Here is a 19,248-nt window from a genome sequence, read left to right on the forward strand (position 1 = left end):
GGACGGGTTATGTATATAATTTATAAGATCGGGTGATAAGCTGCTATGGATTTACCTTAACGTTATCTTACAATGTGCTTAAGGTTATGTTCGTATCTTACAAGGGTAGGGTATCTGCAAAAAAAAGAGGGACTACACAGCCATAAGTATGACTAGAAGTACCCCCAGGGCTTATTTCTGTAGATGATTACTGTTGCTGAATATAAGTCGCACACGGGTTCCTTCTCCGAGTCGGGATTGAATTTCCACCTTATGTTCGAGCCTGCTGCAAATCTCTCTTACGAGGTAAAGTCCCATACCTGTCGATTCATGATAATGTCGTCCACGATCACCCGTAAAGTAGGGATTAAAAACCCGCTTCAAATCCTCAGGAGAAATACCGATGCCTTGGTCGGTAATATCCAGAATCGTGTCGGTGCCTGCACGCTGAGCTGAGAGGGTAACAGTTTTAGCGGTACCGGAGGTGGAGGTATAATTTACGGCATTGGTTAAGATTTGGGTCAGCATAAACATCAACCATTTCGCATCGCTATATATCGCAAGATTGGTATCCACCTGTACATCTACTTTAATGCCTCGGCGTATGAAGAGTCTGCGATTCTCGGCTACCGCTTCACTAACTGTTTTGCGTAGAAGTAACGGTTCAACCTGGAAATCATCTTCAAACCGATCAAGCCTCGCTGTGTAAATAACCATCTCTAGCCCTCCGCGTAGACGTTCCAATTCCTCCTGAATACTTGTAGCGGCTTCCTCTTCAAGATCCTTTAGCGTGAGCTGAATTACAGAGAGTGGAGTTTTCATCTGATGAACCCAGCGGTTCATGAATACGATATGCTGATCCATTTGGCGGACATGCCCATTTACCTGCTCCTGATACTGGCGGTCAATAAGCTGTAATAACTCATGGATCGCTTCGGCAAGTGGAGTGTCTCCTAAGGATACGAGATGCTTTTGGAGCGTGTCCATAGGATCAGTTAATGCTGCATACAATCTCCGGTGCTGAACATATCGGTAGCCTAAAAATAATAAAAGAACTACGGTGCTCAGAGCGATTCCATAGAGCATGATAGAGATCGGTCTGTTCTCACCAGACAGCCAATATAGCAAGGGAATAAGTAGCATTTGAAACAGATAGAAAAGGATTAGCGAAATCTGGTCTCTCCAAAATAGCTTCATGGCAAATCCTTAGTGACATTAAGCCGATAGCCAGCGCCTCTTATGGTTTCCACAATATCGCCAAGACCGAGATCCTTAAGCTTTTTGCGGACACGGGTTATGTACACATTTAAAGTATTGTCATCTATAAAATGCTGATCCTTCCACATGAGATCCAGCAGACGCTCCCGGTTAACCACTCGACCTTCTTTTAGCAATAAGGCTTCCAGCAGAACCGCTTCTTTCTGTGTTAGCTCGCTCGTATGTCCATCATATAGGATTACATACCGCTCAGGATAAAGAATTAATTCTCCGGACTGGAGCTTCCGTTCCTCTTGAATCTGTGAGTAAGAGCCGTAAGCTCTGCGTAAATGGCTGCGGATTTTGGCAAGTACGACTTCATAATGAAAAGGCTTGGTGATGTAATCATCCCCGCCATTTTCAAGTGCCATCACCTGATCCATTCCACTATCTCGCGCGGATATAAATAGAATGGGGCAGAGTGAGGTGGTGCGAATCTGGCGACACCAGTAGAACCCATCATATTTAGGCAGGTTGACGTCCAGCAGGACAAGGTCGGGATTGGTGTGATTAAAAATCTCCAGTACCCTGTTGAAATCCTCTACTATCACCGTACGAAATTCATATTTAGATAGATACGTGCTTAGAAGGCTCGCGAGCTTAGCATCGTCCTCTATGATTAGAATAGTCTCCATAGTTGTGCTCCTTTGATCAAATATCAGAATGGGATGGTTCACACGGTTATACAGTAACACGGACTAGGAAAATTATGCAAAAAGGACGTCTAGCTGCCGAAAAATAATATGAGGAATAGTTGCACTTTGTACAATAGATTCTATCAAAAAGAAGATGGAACTTGATTCTATTGCACATTCTGCAACCCATGGATATCACAACGTCTCATTATTACAAGTGGGCCTTATTCTAATGTACACAGTACAACAGAATCCTATTTTCCTATTAAAAAAGGATGCTTCTATTGCACAAACTGCAATAGAAGCATCCAAAAGTATTCTTAGAAGCCGAAGCACGAAGTCTAGCAAAACGCTCGTACATAGCTCCTTGCTAGATCATTCTACTGATACTTAACCACAATCGCATTGCTAATCTGACGCCCAGGGGTCGTGAGATATTTGCCATTGTAGTAAAGTCCGCTCGATGCGCCGCCATCCAGATTCATGGCTTGATACGCTCCAGCCTGCTTCATCATTTCTGCCAGCTGTGGAATAGTAGCTCCACCAGTGGTCAGTAGAATCAGCTTGTGGTCGCGAGTGAGGCCGAGTGCGCTGCGGGCTCCGCCGCCTGTTAAGATTTTGGCATCCTTGAAGCCTTCTGCCGCAACATTAAGAGATACCTTACCGTTCACTAGTAGACGCGGTCCGGCTTGGAGCGCCCCTTCCATAGATCCGGAAGCGAAATGGTTCGTAAACTCTAGTCCGGGAATAAGCGAGGCTAGGTGATTGCTGTCATAGGTGAAAATCGTGCGGCGATCTCCAGAGCTATTTTTGAGCATTTTTCCACCACTGACCATGTAACCGTAAGGAGCTTTGTATGCCCCTTTGGTGTAGGCATCAAAGAACGTACCATTAATAGCCACTACGGCATTATTACGCTTGGCTAGACTGCTCAGTTCCTCCACTTTTCCCACCGTATTTCCTGCTAGTACAACGTCGAGCTTCACTTTAGGATGCAGTAGGGATATTGTGACCGTCTGGGCTTTGAAGGATCTGCCGCCCACCTTGAAAGTTTTACTAGCACTGACAACGGGGGAGGAATCTGCTTTGATAAGTGCGCCAGTCAGTACAGGTAGCGTTGATGAAATCCCGTTATTAGTAAGGGTTACAGAAGAGGCTTCCTGATTCCACTCTAATTGAAAGCCCAGCGTTTTGCTGATAAAAGACAAAGGGATATATACCGTACCGTTATCACTAAAAGCGGAGTCGGTTAGTGTAACTGGTTTGTCGTTGACGAGCGCAGTTGCTTGTCCTACAGTAAGTGTAATCTTAGTGTCTGCGTTCGTAATGGCTATACGTTTGTCACTAGCATTCCATTCAGCATGTATACCGGTGAAATTATTTAAGAGACGCAGCGGGATGTACGAGTGATTATTCTTGGTCACATACACGGTGTTTTTCGGAACTGGAGCAGCACCAGCAGTGGAGGTGCAAATTGTGTAAACCGGAACTAAACATAGTACAAATGCAAGAAAGAACGGGAACAATAACTTTTTCATATTAACCAAAATCTCCTTATCCATTAGCTGATGTAAAAAGCGATAAGGTTTATTATACCTCATGTTCTAAAACATGGATAACCTCATTTTTCAAATACGCATGGAAAGAATCTGATAGAATATAGATACCATTAAAAAAATAGCACTAGAACTCAACAACTAAAGGGAGATCTTTATGACTACAATAGGTTTAATTCGCCATGGAAGTACCGCGTGGAATAAGGAAGGCAGAGCGCAAGGGCATACGGATAATCCATTGGATGCTGAGGGTGTGCAGCAGGCGGTTCTTCTTGCCGAACGGCTCAGCACAGAACATTGGGACTATTTATATTCAAGTGATCTGCTTAGAGCGCGACAAACAGCAGAGGTAATTGCTACAAGGCTTGGTATGAAGATCGCCGGTTTAGTACCAGGTATCCGCGAGATGAACGCAGGGCAGATTGAAGGTACTACGGAACAAGATCGCGTTGAACGCTGGGGAAGTGAGTGGAAGAAGTTAGATTTGGGACTGGAAAGTCCAGAGGCCAGTGAGATCAGAGGCAGTCAGGCCATCGAAGATATCGCGGAGAAACATCCGGGCAGTCGTATATTGGTCGTTAGCCATGGTGCGATTTTACGGAGTAGTCTTAGAAGACTTTTTCCAGAACTGAATGTAACTGCTTTGCTGAGTAATACGTCTATCACCCAGATTATTAAATCCGATTCGACTTGGAATTGCGAGCTTTATAATTGTGCACGGCATTTGAAGGTATAATTAGTGTTCAGAAAATGTTCAGAGCATTTTAATATAGTAATTGCTCAGAAAGCAAATCATTTTTATAGTCAAAAGGATGTGCGAATTTAAGGTGGAAGAGGTCCAGATCTACTTACAAACGTTATTATCCCTTCTCATCGCAGCAGCGGCCGGTTATGCAGTACTAAGGATTTACCGGGATATTTCATCTAAAACGCCTCAAAAAAGAGCGATTCATACTGGTCTTTCCGCGATCATTATCGTCGCCTCCCTATGGATCATGCACCTGCTAGGTGTAAAAACCTTACTGGGAAATGAAGTAGCCGATGATGGGATTATCATACCGCTGTTGGTCTATGGTCTTTCGATAGCGCTAATCATGTTTTTACTTACACGAATGAACCTGGTACTGGCTGAACGAGAGCAATTGAAAGAACTGGCGTATAAGGATGCTTTAACCGGGCTATTGAATAAGAATGGAATGGATCATTTTTGGGATCGATGCAAAGTAAATGAGCAGCTTGCCGTTTTGTTTCTGGATCTGAATCGTTTCAAATCGATCAATGACAGCTTGGGGCATCATGTGGGGGACTTACTGCTGCAAGAAGTGGGTAAGAATTTAATTCAATTTTCCAGCAAAAGAAAACGTCATATTTTCCGCGTGGGCGGGGATGAATTTGTGATTGTCGCGAAAGGTAGCACCCAGAAGGAAGCGGAGCAGCTTGCTGTGCGGATTCTGGAGAAGACGACTAAGAGTTACCAGCTTGGCGAGCATAACTTGTTCGTATCCATGAGTATAGGGATCAGCATTAGTCATGGTAAGGTGGATCATTTTAGGCTGCTAAATGAAGCTGATACAGCGATGTACGCTGCCAAACAGCTTGGTACGGGGCGTTACTCCGTCTATAAGAATTAGAATTAAAATACAAGCGGCAGCCATGGACCTCTACAATAGGTCCTAGACTGCCGCTATTTTTATTGGACTAACTATTCCCTTTGAAATGAAATTATGCGCCAGGCGAATGAATGCTGTTAGTCACATCCTTGCGGCCTTTCATGAGGAACAAGCAGACAAGAGCAACGCCCATACTAATCGCCGCTACGTAGAACAGAATCGAGTAGTCAAAGATATCAATCATGAGTCCCAGTAGTGGAGGCGAACTGATGGCGGCAAGGGAAGAGACGAGATAATACATCCCTGTTCGTGTACCAATACTTTCTTCCGTCCCTGTTGCCACAACATAAGGATAGGAATTGATATTAATACAAGCCCAGAAGACTCCACCTAGCAACAGTAACCCTCGAAGGAGCAACAAGTCCTTTGCAAAACCGACGAGAGCAAAAATGGTCATTAGTCCGCATACGCCGATGATGATCATTTTTTTCTTCCCGAATCTTCCGCCTAGCCAGCCGCTAGGTATGGCGAACAGCACAAAAGCCAAAGAGAAGAAGGTGAGCGAGAAAGAGGCCGCCTGTTCGCTTAGGCCGAGATGATGTTTGCCATATAAGGTAAACAGGGTCTCAACGCCTTGATACGCTACGAACCAGAAGAAAATAGCTGCGAGCAGAAAGACTGTCGTGCGGTCAAGCTGACTTCGAAAGGAAATACGAGAGGGCTTGGTGGCAGCATCTGCTTCTGTAGGAAGCTTCATTTGCACGTTTACGCCGTCCCGATTTTCTTTAATGAAGCGAGATACGATAAACAGACATAACAAGGTAATTAGTCCAGCAACGATAAACGGTAGCGCTGGGTTTGATTTATACAGGATAGAACCTACACCGAAAGCGAGAATAGAACCGAACCCACCCATGAAATTAATCAGCCCGTTTGCCTTTGTACGCTGCTCTTCAGGCGTAATATCCGGCATAAGGGCGACGGTTGGTGAACGGTATAAGCTCATGGCCAGATTCATCAGCATCATAAATAACAGAAGTGTAAATAGTCCGGTATGAAACGGAATCAGCATGGTTAGCACGGCAGCGAAAGGCATACCGATCATAAGATAAGGCATTCTGCGTCCAAAACGCGAGGTCGTGCGGTCACTACGGTTGCCGATCCAAGGCTGCAGGAATAAGGCAAAGTAATTATCAATCGTCATCAAGAAGCTGATAAGCGCCACACTATGTACGTATTTTTCTAGAAAAAAGGGTACGAATGCGTTATACAGACTCCACGTAATGCTTATGCTGAAAAAGCCGAATCCGAGCAACCAGACTTTTTTCACACATTCACACTCCCTTATTAGCTAGAAGTCCAGCTAGGACATCCGGATGATCGGTAATTATACCCGACACTCCAGCTTCGATTAAAGCCTTCATCCGCTCTGGGTCATTAACCGTCCAAGGATTGTAGGCGATGCCATGCTTAGTTGCTTCTTCAACGAATTCAGGCAGTACCGCTTGATGATAAGCATGTAGTGCGTTTGCGCCAAGTGTAGCTGCATAATCCCAAGGACGATACAGACCTTCCCCGTATAGAATTCCTGTCTTGATCTCAGGTGCGATCGTTTTACTGTGAGCTAATGAATAATGGTTAAAGCTTGAAAAAATCACGCGATCGCTCATCTTGAACTCCCGTACAGCCGCGATAACCTTTTCCTCCATACCCGGGTAAAAGAAAGTACCATTTTTAAACTCGATGTTCAGTACTGTATCTCGACCTCGCAGCAGATCTAACAAATCTTCTAGCAAGGGGAGTTTCTCGCCTTTGAACTCAGGACTGAACCAAGAGCCCGCGTCCACTTCCAGAATTTCTGCAAGGGTTTTATCCTTCACATAGCCACTTCCGCTTGTCGTACGGTTTAGGGTTTCATCATGAATAAGAACAAGTCCGCCATCCTTGGTCATTTGTACATCGGTTTCAATCCCGGTTGCACCTAACGCAAGACCTTTGCGGAACGCTGCCATAGTATTTTCCGGACACACTGCCGATGCGCCGCGATGCGCAAAATTAATAATGTTTTTCATCAGCTATTCATCCCTCCAACTTAGTGTTTGCTGTCGCCCCTGTAGACGAGGGCTATTGTTCATATTCCACACAGAGTAAAGAAACCCTGTCTAGAAATTCTGACAGGGCTCTATTTCTTGAAATTTAACACACAGTTAACCTTACAGTAGTTTTCGGTTCAATAGTCCATAGCTCCATAAGGGATTCGTTCCAGCAGACCTGATCCATAGATGTCTTGCAGCTTCAGCTCTGGCATATGAATATAGCCGATATAACAGTCGCACACCTTCATTCGGCAGCTTCTTATAGCGGATAGACCCTCCAAACCATCACGGTATAGATTGCCAATAACACCTCTGTCCTTATAGCAGCGTTTCACCAGTCCAGCGCCTTGTACATAAAAGACTTCATTTCCAGCATTGCAGGTTTGACCCAGGCTTTCGTAATCCATAGCATTCACAGCAAAATGCGGATCAATCTTGCTAAGAATGGAAAGATCCTCGGCAGTATAGTAATCCGGTTTATCTTTATAAGCATTGACCCATAGATATACACTCTCTGGTAATGCTGCACGAAGCGAGGCTATAGCAGGAAAGGCGCTGCGGATCCCAACGCTCCCTACACTGAAAGGCACATCATTCTCGTACAAGGTCATGCATTGCGTTAGAAACTTATCCTCGCTCACCTGTCCGGGGTGGTAAGTAGCCCAAAAGGCAGCCTTGTTTCGATTCAGCTTATGAATGAAGTCAAGATTTGCTGAAAGGTTCGTCTGAATCGCTACCTTCTCCACATGCTCCATATTGGAGAGCGAGATCATCGCTTCTTTGTACCAGCGATGAATCAGCCCTTCGCCATAAGGATTGAAAAAGATAGATAGCCGATGGCCCCCTGCTCCTTGCAGAGAGGCCCACTCGACAAAGGTCTCCAGTCCTTGCCGATCCTTCGCGAGAGTGGCTGCGCTGTCTCTTGTTTTGCCGAAAGGACAGTAGGGGCAGTCATAGTTGCAGGAGGTGAGAGACCCACGGTAGTAGAGGACCGCTTTCATGGCAATACGAACCTTTCCATCTGCTCTCGGATCTCCCCTGAAATAAACCAATCACCGATGGAATCGGAGTAACCTAAACCTTCGGTAGTGAGGCGTAATACGCCATCTGCTTCTTTCCCTAAGCCGGTATGAAGCAGGTTAGACAGTTCAGGATAATCACTCCAGAGTGAGTTGCCGAAGCGTAGACTATAATCTTCAAGCTTCAGACCCTCACTATGTAAAATCGCCTTTAGAATAAAGCGGCGTTTCTGTTCTTCCAGATTTAGCACCATTCCGTAATCTGCCGTATCGTAACGATCCGTACTGACGTAATCGGCAATAATGCTCTCGGTTGCTTTACGGCTAACCCCATAACGGGAAGCGTAATGCACGTTGCGAGTATAGGATCTAGCCCCGCAGCCTAGCCCGACCATTCCTTCTTCCTGACAGCTATAGTCAAGAATGCGTTTATCTGTTCCTGCGGTTTCTTTGGCGAAACGACGCATGGAATATTGGCGATAACCTCTGGCTTTAAGCAGTTGACCAGCGGCCTTGTAGCAGTCTAGGCGAATATCCTCCTGACGCTGGATATCCCCTGGCTTTACGATGGTATGCTCACGGGTGTAGAGCGGATAAATAAAGATTTCTTCAGGATCATAGCTAAGCGTTTGATTTAGAGAATACAGCCAAGAGTCGACAGTTTGCCCCGGAAGACCATAGATCAAATCCAAATTTAGAATTGGAAAATCATATTTTCCCAGCAGCTCCAGTGCGCGATACACCTCATCCGGATTCTGCGGGCGATAGATGGCCGCTGATTCAGCCGCGACAAAGCTTTGGATGCCCATGCTGACCCGATCTACTGTATATTCTTTTAGAATATTCAGCTTTTCTGCGGTAAGGGTCTCTGGGGAGGTTTCCGCCGAGATGGAGGCTGAACTCGTCTCCAGTCCCATTGTATCAACGGCAATGTGGAACAAACGGCGCAGTTGATCTGCCGCCAGTAATGTAGGCGTACCCCCGCCAATCGCGAAACGAGCATACGGTTTATGTCTAGTGAACTCGGCCCACTGCTTGGCTTGACGTTCTAGCGCGTCTACGTATGTAGCGTGAACATTCGCGCGTTTATCAGGCAAGGTGAACAGGTTGCAGAATCCACAGCGAGCACCGCAAAACGGAATATGCATATATAGAAAAAAGGATTCAGCAGGCTCATCTCGCCATAAGGATTCTAGTGGAATCGGAGGCTGTAGATCCCTGTAAGCCGTTTTGTGTGGATAGGAATACAGATAAGATCGGTAAGGGTAAGCAGTAATATTGTCTTTCCATTGATGAAGCTCTTCTAAAGAGAAGGACGATAACGTCATAACAGTTCTCCATCCTTTCCTTTTCCTTTTATAAAATAAATTCCCGATAAGGGACGTTCCATACGGTATTGTGAGCCAGGCGATGCCCCTGATAGCCATCTTCGCCAAAAGCGGTTCCATGATCAGAAAACGCTAGACAGAAGGTAGGATTACCGCGTTCCCGGAAGGTATCGAATAATCGGCCCAGTTCACCATCCACATATCGGAGTGCGGCGCGCTGGCTGTCTACGGAGTCTTTTTTAGCGCCGGGTATAAAATAATGGTTCGGCCCGTGGATGGCAGAGACATTGAGGAACATGAACAATCTTTGCTCGCGCGGAGTATCCTTCAGCAGCTTCAAGGCATGATTTACCTGATGCTCTGTGGAACGCGGGTTGGTGACCCCAAACGTCATCCGCCAGTAGCTGTGCTGGAAATAGCTTGGTAACACACGAGCGAGTGGATTTTTTTTGGTGAAAAAAATAACGCCCCCAATACAAATCGTCCGGTAGCCCTCGGCAGCAAGTCCGGATACGATATCGGGTGTATCGAACAGCCAGGTATGCGGATGCGTCTTCATTCCGGTGTTTCGGGAATGGAACATGCGGATATGCTCTGTCTTATCCGTTGTGGCTGGAGTAGGCAAGAAACCGCCGAAGAAGGCGTGATGGGCCGCATAGGTGAAGCTGCCAGGGGTATGTCTTTTCTCCCATGATCCTGTTCCGCATAAGTTCGGACAGTTTGCTTCTTCCATAACAGCAGCATCATAACGTAGCGTATCGAGTGTGATCATAAGAATGTCATGCGTGCCGACGATGGTGTTCATATCCATTTAAGATAATCCTTCCTTTATAAGCGGTGTGGAGGGAGGCGTGATATAGTCTCTAGCCGACAATACCTTCATTTCCCATTCGTAGGTGCTGGAGCCACGGTATTTCACATCGTACAGCAAGTCGCCAAATGGATTGACATCCGCGACAAAACATTGCTGTGAACCCCCGGATACCAGTACATCGATTCCGGCTACCCCGGAACGGGGAAAAGCAGCCAGTGCTTGCACAGCGGTATTCCGCACCTGCTCCTGTACGGGTTCAGACAGACCGGCTTCCGAAAGAGACATCCGCTGGTTGCGTAAATGCAGATTCGTAATTGGTGTAGGACTGACCCGGGCAACCGCGTGGCAGGCCTCGCGGAGAACGACTAGCTGGCGAATATCGAATGCTTTTCCCTTAAGCCCGGCTTTAGGGATCCATTGCTCAGCATAAGCCCCGTGCTGGTAGATCCAGTTCACAATTCCCGAGATCGTGGCGGTATCCGTGTACCGTTGCAGTTTACCGGAATTATAGTAAATGGGTGGTCGAGTGATGTAATTCTCGACCCCCACTGTTGTTAAGGCAATTTCGGCACCCGTCACGGGATGGATCTGATAGGCGACCACCCCAGAAGCCGCAGAGCCGAAGGCCAGCTTAATGAATACCCGGTGCATGCGCCGGGATAACATCATCTCCCGGAGAGAGGCATAATCCGTAGGCTGCTGATCTTCGCCTACTGGGCGAGGGATTGGAATCCCTGCCTCGCTCAGAATCTGTTGTGTCTGGCGTTTATCGGTCATGGCCGCAATGTCAGTAGGGTCATTTAACCATAGCGAACCTGGACATGCGGTTTTGGCCTCGCGCTGTAGTCTAGCCAGCATTCGGCAGTAGCCGCGGAACCATTGGGATGGATGATGCAGTACACCTTGCATTTCCGTCAATTGACAGGCTAATTTCACGCGGAGTGGTCGCGGATCAGGTCTATCGGCGTAGGGATGAAGCGAATCGTCCATATCATCCGAATCCGGTGCACCCAGAGCGATTAAGGCCCGTTCTACCTCGAAGCTGCTGCCAGGTGATTCTAGCCTCAGTAGCGGTGGAGCTGCACTGAGATCTACTCCGTTGTAAACGGAGGACTGATGGGGTAATTGCTTCTTCTGCTCTTCCATAAGATCACCTAATGATCTACCTTGCAGAAACTCAGCGTAAGATAAAATAATGGCAGGGGGCATTCCTAGATCGGAACGCGCTTGCTGGATGCCGCTAGTCCGTTTATCACCGGGAATACCGATAACGATCATCGGCCTCATGAGAGGCTCACTCTGTGATGGAAGGATAACGCCAGTCTTCCTCATCATCGCTTTCCTGCTTGTCGCTAACATCAACAGGCAATCCACTTTGCTTCCAGCGGCTAATCATCTCGTCAGACATATAATGATGGCTTAGGTTTAATGCTTTTAATTTTTTGATTCTGTCGCTGGCTAGAAGCAATTCTGCCCCCTCATCGCTTAGGGTACCAAGCGACAGGTCAAGCGTGTCCAGTTGATCCAGAATAGGAGCATTTGCTAGTGCACCTGCGATCTCATCTTGGATCTGGCTATTTTTTAAACCAAGATAAGTAAGCTTAGGGAACTTTCCTACTTCTATAAGAGGAAGAAGATCTGCTAAGCTGCCGTCAAATCCGTAGTTATCTACGCCGAGATATAGCTCCAGCTTGCGCAAATTCGGCAATTGGCTTGCTGCAATATGTTCAAGAATGGCTTTACCTAAGCCTCCACTTATAATAATCAGTTCTTCTAGCTTGTCGTGTTTTAGTTCTGAGAGGCTTAGCTCATTCCCACCTTGAATCGTGAGTGACTGTAGCTCTGGAAAAGCGGGGAGCAGCGGCGATAGATCGCTTTGGGTAATCCAAGAAATCTCGCATTCCTCATAGCCCATCTCGCCTATGAAAAGCTTGCGCAAAGCAGGGAAGCTAGCACTATGCGTAACCAGTGACTCTACAACTTCTTCTGAACTATTTTCGTAGGCTTGCCCCCAATCACCGATAATTAGACTTGTCAGCGAAGAACTTTCAGGGCTGCTACTAAGTTTCTCAATTTCAGTGCCAATTCTTTGGCCTTCTTCGAATTCATCGTATCCGATACTAAGCTTTACTTCCGTCATGGGCATTCCCTCCCGGAAAAATTTAACTTCGAAAATACCCTATCATCTGTAGCCGAGGGAGTCAAATCACAGGTTTAAATAATTATAGTCAAATTCGTCATGTCCTTGAGCTAATCATTTATGGTAGGTTTATGCTAGGGAGAATTACATAATTTTGAAATATAAGAAAGTACGTTTCACACTATACTTTATCCTTATATTTCTCGCTAAACGCTTACCGTCCTTATAAGGACGCCGAAGGCGATTATACTTGAAGGAGCTGCTCTGATGAAGATCAAATTTCAGGAATGGATAATAGAAGCGGATATTGCAAAGCTGCAAGCGGCTATGGAAGCAGGCGTAGTCAGCTCAGAAGATTTGGTAGTAGCCTATTTGGAACGGATTCATAAGTACGATATAGACATAAACGCCATCTTAGAAATCAATCCAGAGGCTAAAGACATCGCGAGAGCACTGGATATTGAACGTAGGGAACAAGGAAGTCGGGGAAGTCTGCACGGTATTCCTATATTGTTGAAGGATAATATAGATACTGCGGATAAGATGCATACGAGTGCTGGGTCAGTAGCTTTAGCAGGATCATTTGCGGCAAAAGATTCCTTCGTAGCTGCGAAGCTTCGGTCGGCAGGAGCTGTTTTGCTTGGAAAGGCGAATATGTCGGAGTGGTCTAACTTTATGTCTAGTTCAATGCCGGCTGGGTATAGCTCACGAGGTGGTCTAGTACTTAATCCATATGGGCCAGGGAATGTATTTGTCAGTGGTTCAAGTTCTGGACCAGCGGCAGCTATTGCGGCAAATTTGGCAGCAGCATCGATCGGAACGGAAACCGCGGGATCAATTGTTGGGCCAGCCTGTCAGCATGCTCTCGTCGGGATCAAACCAACAGTTGGATTGGTCAGTCGTACTGGAGTGATTCCTATTTCAGTTAGCCAAGACACTCCTGGACCTATCGCTAGAACGGTCACGGATGCGGCGATTATTTTGGGGGCATTAACGGGAGTGGATGACAAGGATGAAGCAACATTATTGAGCGAGAAGCATGCTTTTACGGACTATACTCCTTTTTTAGATAAAAGCTTTATACGGCAAGCAAGAATAGGTGTTCCACGGGCTTATTATAAACATTTAGATGCAGAGCGACTTTCAATTATGGAAGCAGCTATCCAGACTTTGAAGAATGAAGGGGCTACGATTATAGATCCAGTTACGCTTTATGTTGAACAACAAAACTGGAATAATGATGTGATCTGTTATGAATTTAAAAAGGGGCTCAATGCATATTTATCTCAAGTAGATGATTCCGTTCCGGTTCACTCTTTGCAACAATTGATAGCGTATAATGAAAGGCATGCTGAAATCGCATTACAATATGGGCAAGACACATTAACTAGGTCAGAGGAAGTAACTTTAACCGAAGAAGAATATCAGCAAAAGAAACAAGAATACAGAGAGTTAGCACTTGAGAAAGGTATAGATTATGTGTTGGAGCAGTATAGCTTGGATGCATTATTGCTGCCTGGTGATGTAGATGGTATGTATATTGCGGCACGCTTGGGGTATCCGTTAATTACTGTTCCGGCAGGGTATGTAGCACAGGGCATTATTGATGCTGATGGTGATCCTACTCGGGGGCCCTTTGGGGTAGTTTTTTCCGGAAAAGCCTATAGTGAGCCTACGCTCCTATCCATAGCCTACGGGTTTGAACAAGCTACGCAGCATCGTATTCCTCCTCAACTGGAATAGGTATTAACTACTTTATTATAGAAGGAAGAGAACAGCTTGAAATATTGCCTAGAATGTGGAACAGCGTTAGTAATGAAAGAAAGCGATGGGGAAGGGCAGGTACCTTATTGTAATGCATGCGAAATGTTCCGATTTCCTATTTTCAGCACAGCGATCAGTACAGCGGTATTAAATCGGGATATGAATAAGATTCTATTGATCCAGCAGTATAACCGACCAGATTATATTTTGCTTGCAGGGTACGTGAATAAAGGTGAAGATGCGGAAACCACACTTATTCGTGAGGTAAAAGAAGAGGTAGGAATTGATATTGTAGCCTATGAATATATGCGCAGCTTGTATTTCGCACCTTCTAATACGCTGATGCTGAATTTTATAGGTGTTGCAGATACGGAGGAATTAAGTCAGGTGAGTGCTGAGGTAGATCATGCAGAATGGTTTACCTTGGAAGAGGCCGCCAGTGCTATTAAAAAGAATAGTCTAGCCGAAACCTTCCTGTTGGCGATTATTGAAAAATTGCATGCAGATCAGGTACAGGTAAATCCAGTATCGGTAGGAGGAACAGTGTAAGATGATAGTATATAGCTTTGCCAAAGAAGTCGGTAAATCGATTGATGCATTCGGCAGCCAGCAGCTTTATATGTCCAGAATACTGACAGAGGCGGTTTCTCCGCAAGTGGGTTGTATGCACTTGGGCGTGAATGGACTTGTTGGCTGGCATCAGGCTCCGATTCCACAGCTGTTTCTGGTCGTTAGCGGAGAAGGCTGGGTCAGAGCAGGGGAAGAAGTAGAGATTTCAGTTAGCGCTGGCTCTGCCGTATATTGGGATAAGGGCGAGTTTCATGAGACACGCACGGGGACAGGACTAACAGCGATAGTGATCGAAGCTGAGAATATGAGTTTGGCGATGCCGATGGTGCAAGAGATTTTTGAGCGGAGGTAAAACAATGTTTAATCAAGAGAAAAGAACAATGACGACCGAAAGATTGATTTTGAGACCCTTTGAATTATCTGATGCAAAACGTGTCTCTGACCTCTGCAATAATTATAATATCTACAAAAGTACGTTGACCCTACCTTATCCATACACTATCGAATGTGCAATATCATGGATTGAAGCTCATGAAGAGAATTTTATCAATAATATGTATTATGAGTTTGCGATTACTGATAAAAGTACAAACGAGCTTTATGGAGCTATAGGACTGACCAATAAGAAAGCACACAGAAATGGTGAAGTTGGATATTGGATCGGTGAGGAATATTGGGGTAAAGGATACGCGACTGAAGCAACAAAAGCGATCATTGCGTTTGCTTTTTCAGAAAAGCATTATCATAAAGTGTTTGCAAGACACCTTGCTTCAAATCCAAGCTCTGGGCGAGTGATGCAAAAATGTGGAATGGTGAAGGAAGGCATTTTATTACAGCATATTTATAAAGAAAATAAATATGATGACCTTATTCATTATGGAATTATTAACACGGAAGGCTAAGCTACATAAAGTGAATTTTAAAATTTTTACAAGCAAATAGATAAGAAAAAAGGAGCCGAGAGGCTCCTTTTTATAGTTCTACCATTGACCATTGCTGACAAATCCGATGGATTTTATTAGCTAAGCTTATACACACGAGCTTCATAAGGACGAAGCTGAATGGTGTTTAGTTCTTCTTCTGGATTTACTTCATAGTTAGCAATGAGCAGTTCCTTCGCTTGGAATTTCACAGTAGAAGGAAGTTCGAAGGTCGCAGGCTCTCCGAAGAAATTCAATACAACTAGTAGCTGTTCTTCTCCAAGAGTACGCAGATAAGCATATACCTGCTCATTCTCCTCAGCCAAAATTGTATAATTTCCGTATACGATAATCTCATGCTGCTTACGTAGCTCAATTAGCTTCTTATAGTAGTGAAAAATAGAATCGGGATCAGCCAGTGCCTTCTCCACGTTGATATCTTTGTAGTTAGGGTTCACAGCCAGCCACGGAGTGCCGGTGGTGAAGCCTGCTTGCGGCTCCGAGTTCCATTGCATCGGCGTACGGCCATTGTCCCGACCTTTGATATAGATGGAATTCATGATTTTTTCTTCCGAGTGTCCGGCAGCCAAGTATTCCTTATACATATTTAGAATTTCAATATCCTTGTAGTCATCGATGGAAGCAAACTGTACATTTGTCATGCCGATTTCTTCACCTTGATAGATGTAAGGTGTACCTTGGAGCGTGTGAAGCAGTGTTGCCAGCATTTTGCCAGACTCTTTCGGGAACAGCTTATCATCTCCAAATCGGGATAGCATACGCGGCTGATCATGGTTGTTCATATACAAGCTGTTCCAACCCTTGCCGTCGAGTGCGACTTGCCACTTGGAAATAATGGACTTAATGTCCGCCAGCTTCCAAGGCTGTACATTCCATTTACCTCCAGGTCCGGAATCGACGTCCATGAGCTCGAAATGGAATACCATGTTCAGCTCGTTACGATCCTCGGAAACATACAGTGAAGCTTCTTCTGGAGTGACATTAACGGCTTCACCCACTGTCATGATATCGTACTTGGATAGTACCTCACGGTTCATTTCCTGCATATACTCATGTACGCGTGGACCGTTAACGAAATAGTCTCCACCGAAGTGGTACGTAGGCTGTTCTCCGTTACTTTCCCCAGAAACGCTAGGTAATTCCGGTACTTTGGAGATCAGGTTGATTACGTCCATGCGGAATCCGTCAATTCCTTTATCCAGCCACCAGGTCATCATATCGTAGATTTCCTTGCGGAGCTTTGGATTGTCCCAATTTAGGTCCGGTTGTTTACGGGAGAAGAGATGGAGGTAATATTCCTCCGACTTCTCATCGTATTCCCAAGCTGATCCACTGAAGAAGGAGCCCCAGTCGTTCGGCGGCTGGCCGTCCTTTCCAGGACGCCAAATATAATAATCACGATAAGGATTATCCTGCGATTTGCGGGATTCCACGAACCAAGCATGCTCATCTGAGGAATGGTTGACCACAAGGTCCATAATCAGCTTCATGCCACGGCTGTGAAGACCAGCGAGCAGTTCTTCCCAATCGGAGAGCGTTCCGAAATCATCCATAATACTTTGATAATTACTGATATCATAACCGTTATCGTCATTAGGCGACTGGTACACTGGGCACAGCCACACCACGTCGACACCAAGATGATTTAAATAATCAAGTTTCGAGATAATCCCTTGCAGATCACCAATACCATCCCCATTACTGTCTTTAAAGCTGCGGGGGTAAATTTGATACACTACGCTTTCTTTCCACCATTTTTTATCCAAGGTTGTAATCTCCTATCTCTATATAGATCTTGCAATTTTATTTAATGGACCCTGATGTAAGTCCGCTGATAATCCATTTTTGTGCGAACAAATAGACGATGAGCATCGGGGTTAATGCGAGCAGATATGAAGCGAAAGCTAAGTTGAAATCTGTACTGAACTGCCCCTGGAATACATATTGTACCAGCGGAAGTGTGTAGGAATCCTGATCGCCGAGCAGAACCAGCGGTAGCATAAAGTCATTCCAAGTGGACAGACAAGACAGGATACCGATCGTTGCACTAACAGGAGCAAGAAGTGGAAAAATAATCTTCCAGAACGTTCCGAAGGTCGATGCGCCGTCTACTGTTGCCGCTTCTTCCAGTTCATACGGAATGGAACGGATATAACCGGTGTAAACAAACACGTTAAAGGCCAGACCATAAACAACGTAAAGAATAATAATTCCCACAATGTTGTTCATGTGCAGGTCCGTAGTCACTTTGACCACAGGCAGCATAATAATCTGGAAAGGGATAAACATTGCGCTGATAAAATAGAAGTAAAGCACTTTGAAAAATCTTCGTTTCATATTACGTGCAATAGCATAGGCTACCATGGAGTTGGTAAGCAATATGAACACGACTGTTGTAACTGTAATCACGGTACTATTTCCTAATGCATTGAAGAAATTCGTTGCCTTAATCGCATTGGTGAAGTTCTCAAAATGCAGGCCAGTCGGAAGCGAAAAGATAGATTGAGCCATTTCCTCGGGATTTTTGAGTGCGATGGCAATGGTCATGTACAGCGGAAACAGGATCAGTAGTGAGCCTAGGGCAATAAGAATCGTTACAGGCCAGTTGGTTGGTTTTTTGATCATAAGTCCATCTCCCGTTTCTGCAGAAATTTAAGCTGAAGGGCGGAGATAACGACGATCACGATAAAGTAAATCACGGCGTTCGCCGATTGGTAGGCAAATTCTCCGCCTTGGAAGCCGCCTGTGTAGATTAAGTGGGCAATGGATTGCGTTGAACGACCTGGACCCCCGCCTGTCAAGGCAACGATTTGGTCGAATACCATCAGACCGCCCTTCATCGCGAGTACCATATTGATGGTGAAGAAGGAAGCAAGCATTGGGAACGTAATGCTCCAGAATTCTCTCCAACGGCTAGCACCGTCCAGATTGGAAGCTTCGTAAAGATCTTGAGGAATGGTCTGAAGACCCGCCAGATAGAGAATCGTGTTATAAGCAATTCCCTGCCAAACGGCTACAATGACGATACCGATCCAAGCCCAGTCCGAGTTACCGAGAATGTTTTGTGATAGGAATTCGCTGCCGATCTTCGCACCCCAGATTGGGAATACATTAGCGAACAAGTAGTTAAAAATAAAGCCAACAATCAGCACACTCAGGATATTCGGCAAGAAATATACGCCACGGAAAAAGTTTTTAGCTTTAATTTTGGCGTTAAGTCCTAGCGCAATCAACAAGCTGATGACGTTGATAAGAATAGTTGTAAGGATGGCATATTTAAAAGTGAACACATATGAATTCAGCACATTTTCGTCTTGAAAAATGTTAATAAAGTTCTTAAATCCTACGTAATCAAAGCTGTCACTAAAGCCGTCCCAGTTTGTGAACGAATAATAAATCCCCTGCAGTGCAGGGAAGGTATGAAAGGCAAAGAAAAGAAGTAATGCCGGTATAGTCATCAGATAAAAGGCGACTCGGCGTTTGGCCATCATGTAATCCTCCTCATTGTAAAAGCGAAAGAGAAAGGGGAAGCCCCGTTC

The 19,248-nt window shown here is 45.3% G+C and carries 19 protein-coding genes; 6 read left to right on the forward strand and 13 right to left on the reverse strand.

The genetic code is table 11. From position 1 onward, the window contains the following. Positions 1–171: 171 nt before the first annotated feature. From QNH28_RS05385 to QNH28_RS05395, 3 genes are all read right to left on the reverse strand, one after another. Positions 172–1,176 (reverse strand): sensor histidine kinase, encoded by a 1,005-nt coding sequence (locus tag QNH28_RS05385; RefSeq protein WP_283910483.1) that lies wholly within the window; start codon positions 1,174–1,176, stop codon positions 172–174. Beyond that, entirely contained in the window at positions 1,173–1,871 is a 699-nt protein-coding gene (locus QNH28_RS05390; RefSeq protein WP_283910484.1) for a response regulator transcription factor, read from the reverse strand. The genes QNH28_RS05385 and QNH28_RS05390 overlap by 4 nt, the downstream gene beginning before the upstream one ends. 380 nt (positions 1,872–2,251) lie before the next feature. Next, a complete protein-coding gene (locus tag QNH28_RS05395; protein WP_283910485.1) occupies positions 2,252–3,409 on the reverse strand; it encodes a phosphodiester glycosidase family protein in 1,158 nt (385 codons plus the stop codon). A 175-nt stretch (positions 3,410–3,584) separates the two neighbouring features. On the opposite strand from QNH28_RS05395, the gene QNH28_RS05400 reads away from it, so the two are divergent. Next, positions 3,585–4,163, forward strand: a complete 579-nt coding sequence (locus QNH28_RS05400; RefSeq protein WP_283910486.1) for a histidine phosphatase family protein — start codon at positions 3,585–3,587, stop codon at positions 4,161–4,163. Positions 4,164–4,239: 76 nt separating this feature from the next. Beyond that, entirely contained in the window at positions 4,240–5,058 is an 819-nt protein-coding gene (locus tag QNH28_RS05405) for a GGDEF domain-containing protein (protein WP_283910487.1), read from the forward strand. 91 nt (positions 5,059–5,149) lie between these two features. Here the strand turns inward: QNH28_RS05405 and QNH28_RS05410 are convergent, their stop codons facing one another. The 7 genes from QNH28_RS05410 to QNH28_RS05440 all read right to left on the reverse strand — a co-directional run bounded on the left by QNH28_RS05410 (position 5,150) and on the right by QNH28_RS05440 (position 12,434). Next, positions 5,150–6,367, reverse strand: a complete 1,218-nt coding sequence (locus QNH28_RS05410) for an SLC45 family MFS transporter (RefSeq protein WP_283910488.1) — start codon at positions 6,365–6,367, stop codon at positions 5,150–5,152. 4 nt (positions 6,368–6,371) lie between these two features. Beyond that, positions 6,372–7,109: a glycerophosphodiester phosphodiesterase gene (locus QNH28_RS05415; RefSeq protein WP_283910489.1), complete on the reverse strand. Its 738-nt coding sequence runs from the start codon at positions 7,107–7,109 to the stop codon at positions 6,372–6,374. A 158-nt stretch (positions 7,110–7,267) separates the two neighbouring features. After that, complete coding sequence (locus QNH28_RS05420; protein ID WP_283910490.1) at positions 7,268–8,134, reverse strand: STM4011 family radical SAM protein; 867 nt, start codon at positions 8,132–8,134, stop codon at positions 7,268–7,270. Next, positions 8,131–9,480 carry an STM4012 family radical SAM protein gene (locus QNH28_RS05425; protein WP_283910491.1) on the reverse strand — a complete coding sequence of 450 codons (1,350 nt, stop codon included), beginning with the start codon at positions 9,478–9,480 and terminating at the stop codon, positions 8,131–8,133. The genes QNH28_RS05420 and QNH28_RS05425 overlap by 4 nt, the downstream gene beginning before the upstream one ends. Positions 9,481–9,508: 28 nt before the next feature. Further along, complete coding sequence (locus tag QNH28_RS05430) at positions 9,509–10,291, reverse strand: STM4013/SEN3800 family hydrolase (RefSeq protein WP_283910492.1); 783 nt, start codon at positions 10,289–10,291, stop codon at positions 9,509–9,511. Then, on the reverse strand, positions 10,292–11,629 hold the full coding sequence (locus tag QNH28_RS05435; protein WP_283910493.1) for an STM4014 family protein: 1,338 nt from the start codon (positions 11,627–11,629) through the stop codon (positions 10,292–10,294). Then, positions 11,589–12,434, reverse strand: coding sequence for an STM4015 family protein (locus QNH28_RS05440; protein WP_283910494.1), 846 nt, complete (start codon positions 12,432–12,434; stop codon positions 11,589–11,591). The genes QNH28_RS05435 and QNH28_RS05440 overlap by 41 nt, the downstream gene beginning before the upstream one ends. A 267-nt stretch (positions 12,435–12,701) precedes the next feature. Between QNH28_RS05440 and QNH28_RS05445 the strand changes: the two genes are divergently transcribed. From QNH28_RS05445 to QNH28_RS05460, 4 genes are read left to right on the forward strand one after another with little or no spacing between them, the layout of a single operon-like run. Then, positions 12,702–14,177 carry an amidase family protein gene (locus QNH28_RS05445; RefSeq protein WP_283910495.1) on the forward strand — a complete coding sequence of 492 codons (1,476 nt, stop codon included), beginning with the start codon at positions 12,702–12,704 and terminating at the stop codon, positions 14,175–14,177. Between the two features lie 36 nt (positions 14,178–14,213). After that, on the forward strand, positions 14,214–14,747 hold the full coding sequence (locus QNH28_RS05450; protein ID WP_283910496.1) for an NAD(+) diphosphatase: 534 nt from the start codon (positions 14,214–14,216) through the stop codon (positions 14,745–14,747). Between the two features lies 1 nt (position 14,748). Continuing rightward, entirely contained in the window at positions 14,749–15,120 is a 372-nt protein-coding gene (locus tag QNH28_RS05455; protein ID WP_283910497.1) for a cupin domain-containing protein, read from the forward strand. A gap of 4 nt (positions 15,121–15,124) precedes the next feature. Continuing rightward, on the forward strand, positions 15,125–15,670 hold the full coding sequence (locus QNH28_RS05460; protein ID WP_283910498.1) for a GNAT family N-acetyltransferase: 546 nt from the start codon (positions 15,125–15,127) through the stop codon (positions 15,668–15,670). A 116-nt stretch (positions 15,671–15,786) separates the two neighbouring features. Here the strand turns inward: QNH28_RS05460 and QNH28_RS05465 are convergent, their stop codons facing one another. The 3 genes from QNH28_RS05465 to QNH28_RS05475 are packed head-to-tail and all read right to left on the reverse strand — an operon-like array spanning position 15,787 to position 19,197. Then, positions 15,787–17,475 carry a glycoside hydrolase family 13 protein gene (locus tag QNH28_RS05465; RefSeq protein ID WP_283910499.1) on the reverse strand — a complete coding sequence of 563 codons (1,689 nt, stop codon included), beginning with the start codon at positions 17,473–17,475 and terminating at the stop codon, positions 15,787–15,789. 37 nt (positions 17,476–17,512) lie between these two features. Beyond that, positions 17,513–18,334, reverse strand: coding sequence for a carbohydrate ABC transporter permease (locus tag QNH28_RS05470; RefSeq protein WP_481858360.1), 822 nt, complete (start codon positions 18,332–18,334; stop codon positions 17,513–17,515). Then, positions 18,331–19,197 carry a carbohydrate ABC transporter permease gene (locus QNH28_RS05475; RefSeq protein ID WP_283912059.1) on the reverse strand — a complete coding sequence of 289 codons (867 nt, stop codon included), beginning with the start codon at positions 19,195–19,197 and terminating at the stop codon, positions 18,331–18,333. The genes QNH28_RS05470 and QNH28_RS05475 overlap by 4 nt, the downstream gene beginning before the upstream one ends. Between the last annotated feature and the right edge of the window lie 51 nt (positions 19,198–19,248).

It is taken from the genome of Paenibacillus sp. G2S3, assembly GCF_030123105.1.
Classification (GTDB): domain Bacteria; phylum Bacillota; class Bacilli; order Paenibacillales; family Paenibacillaceae; genus Paenibacillus_AQ.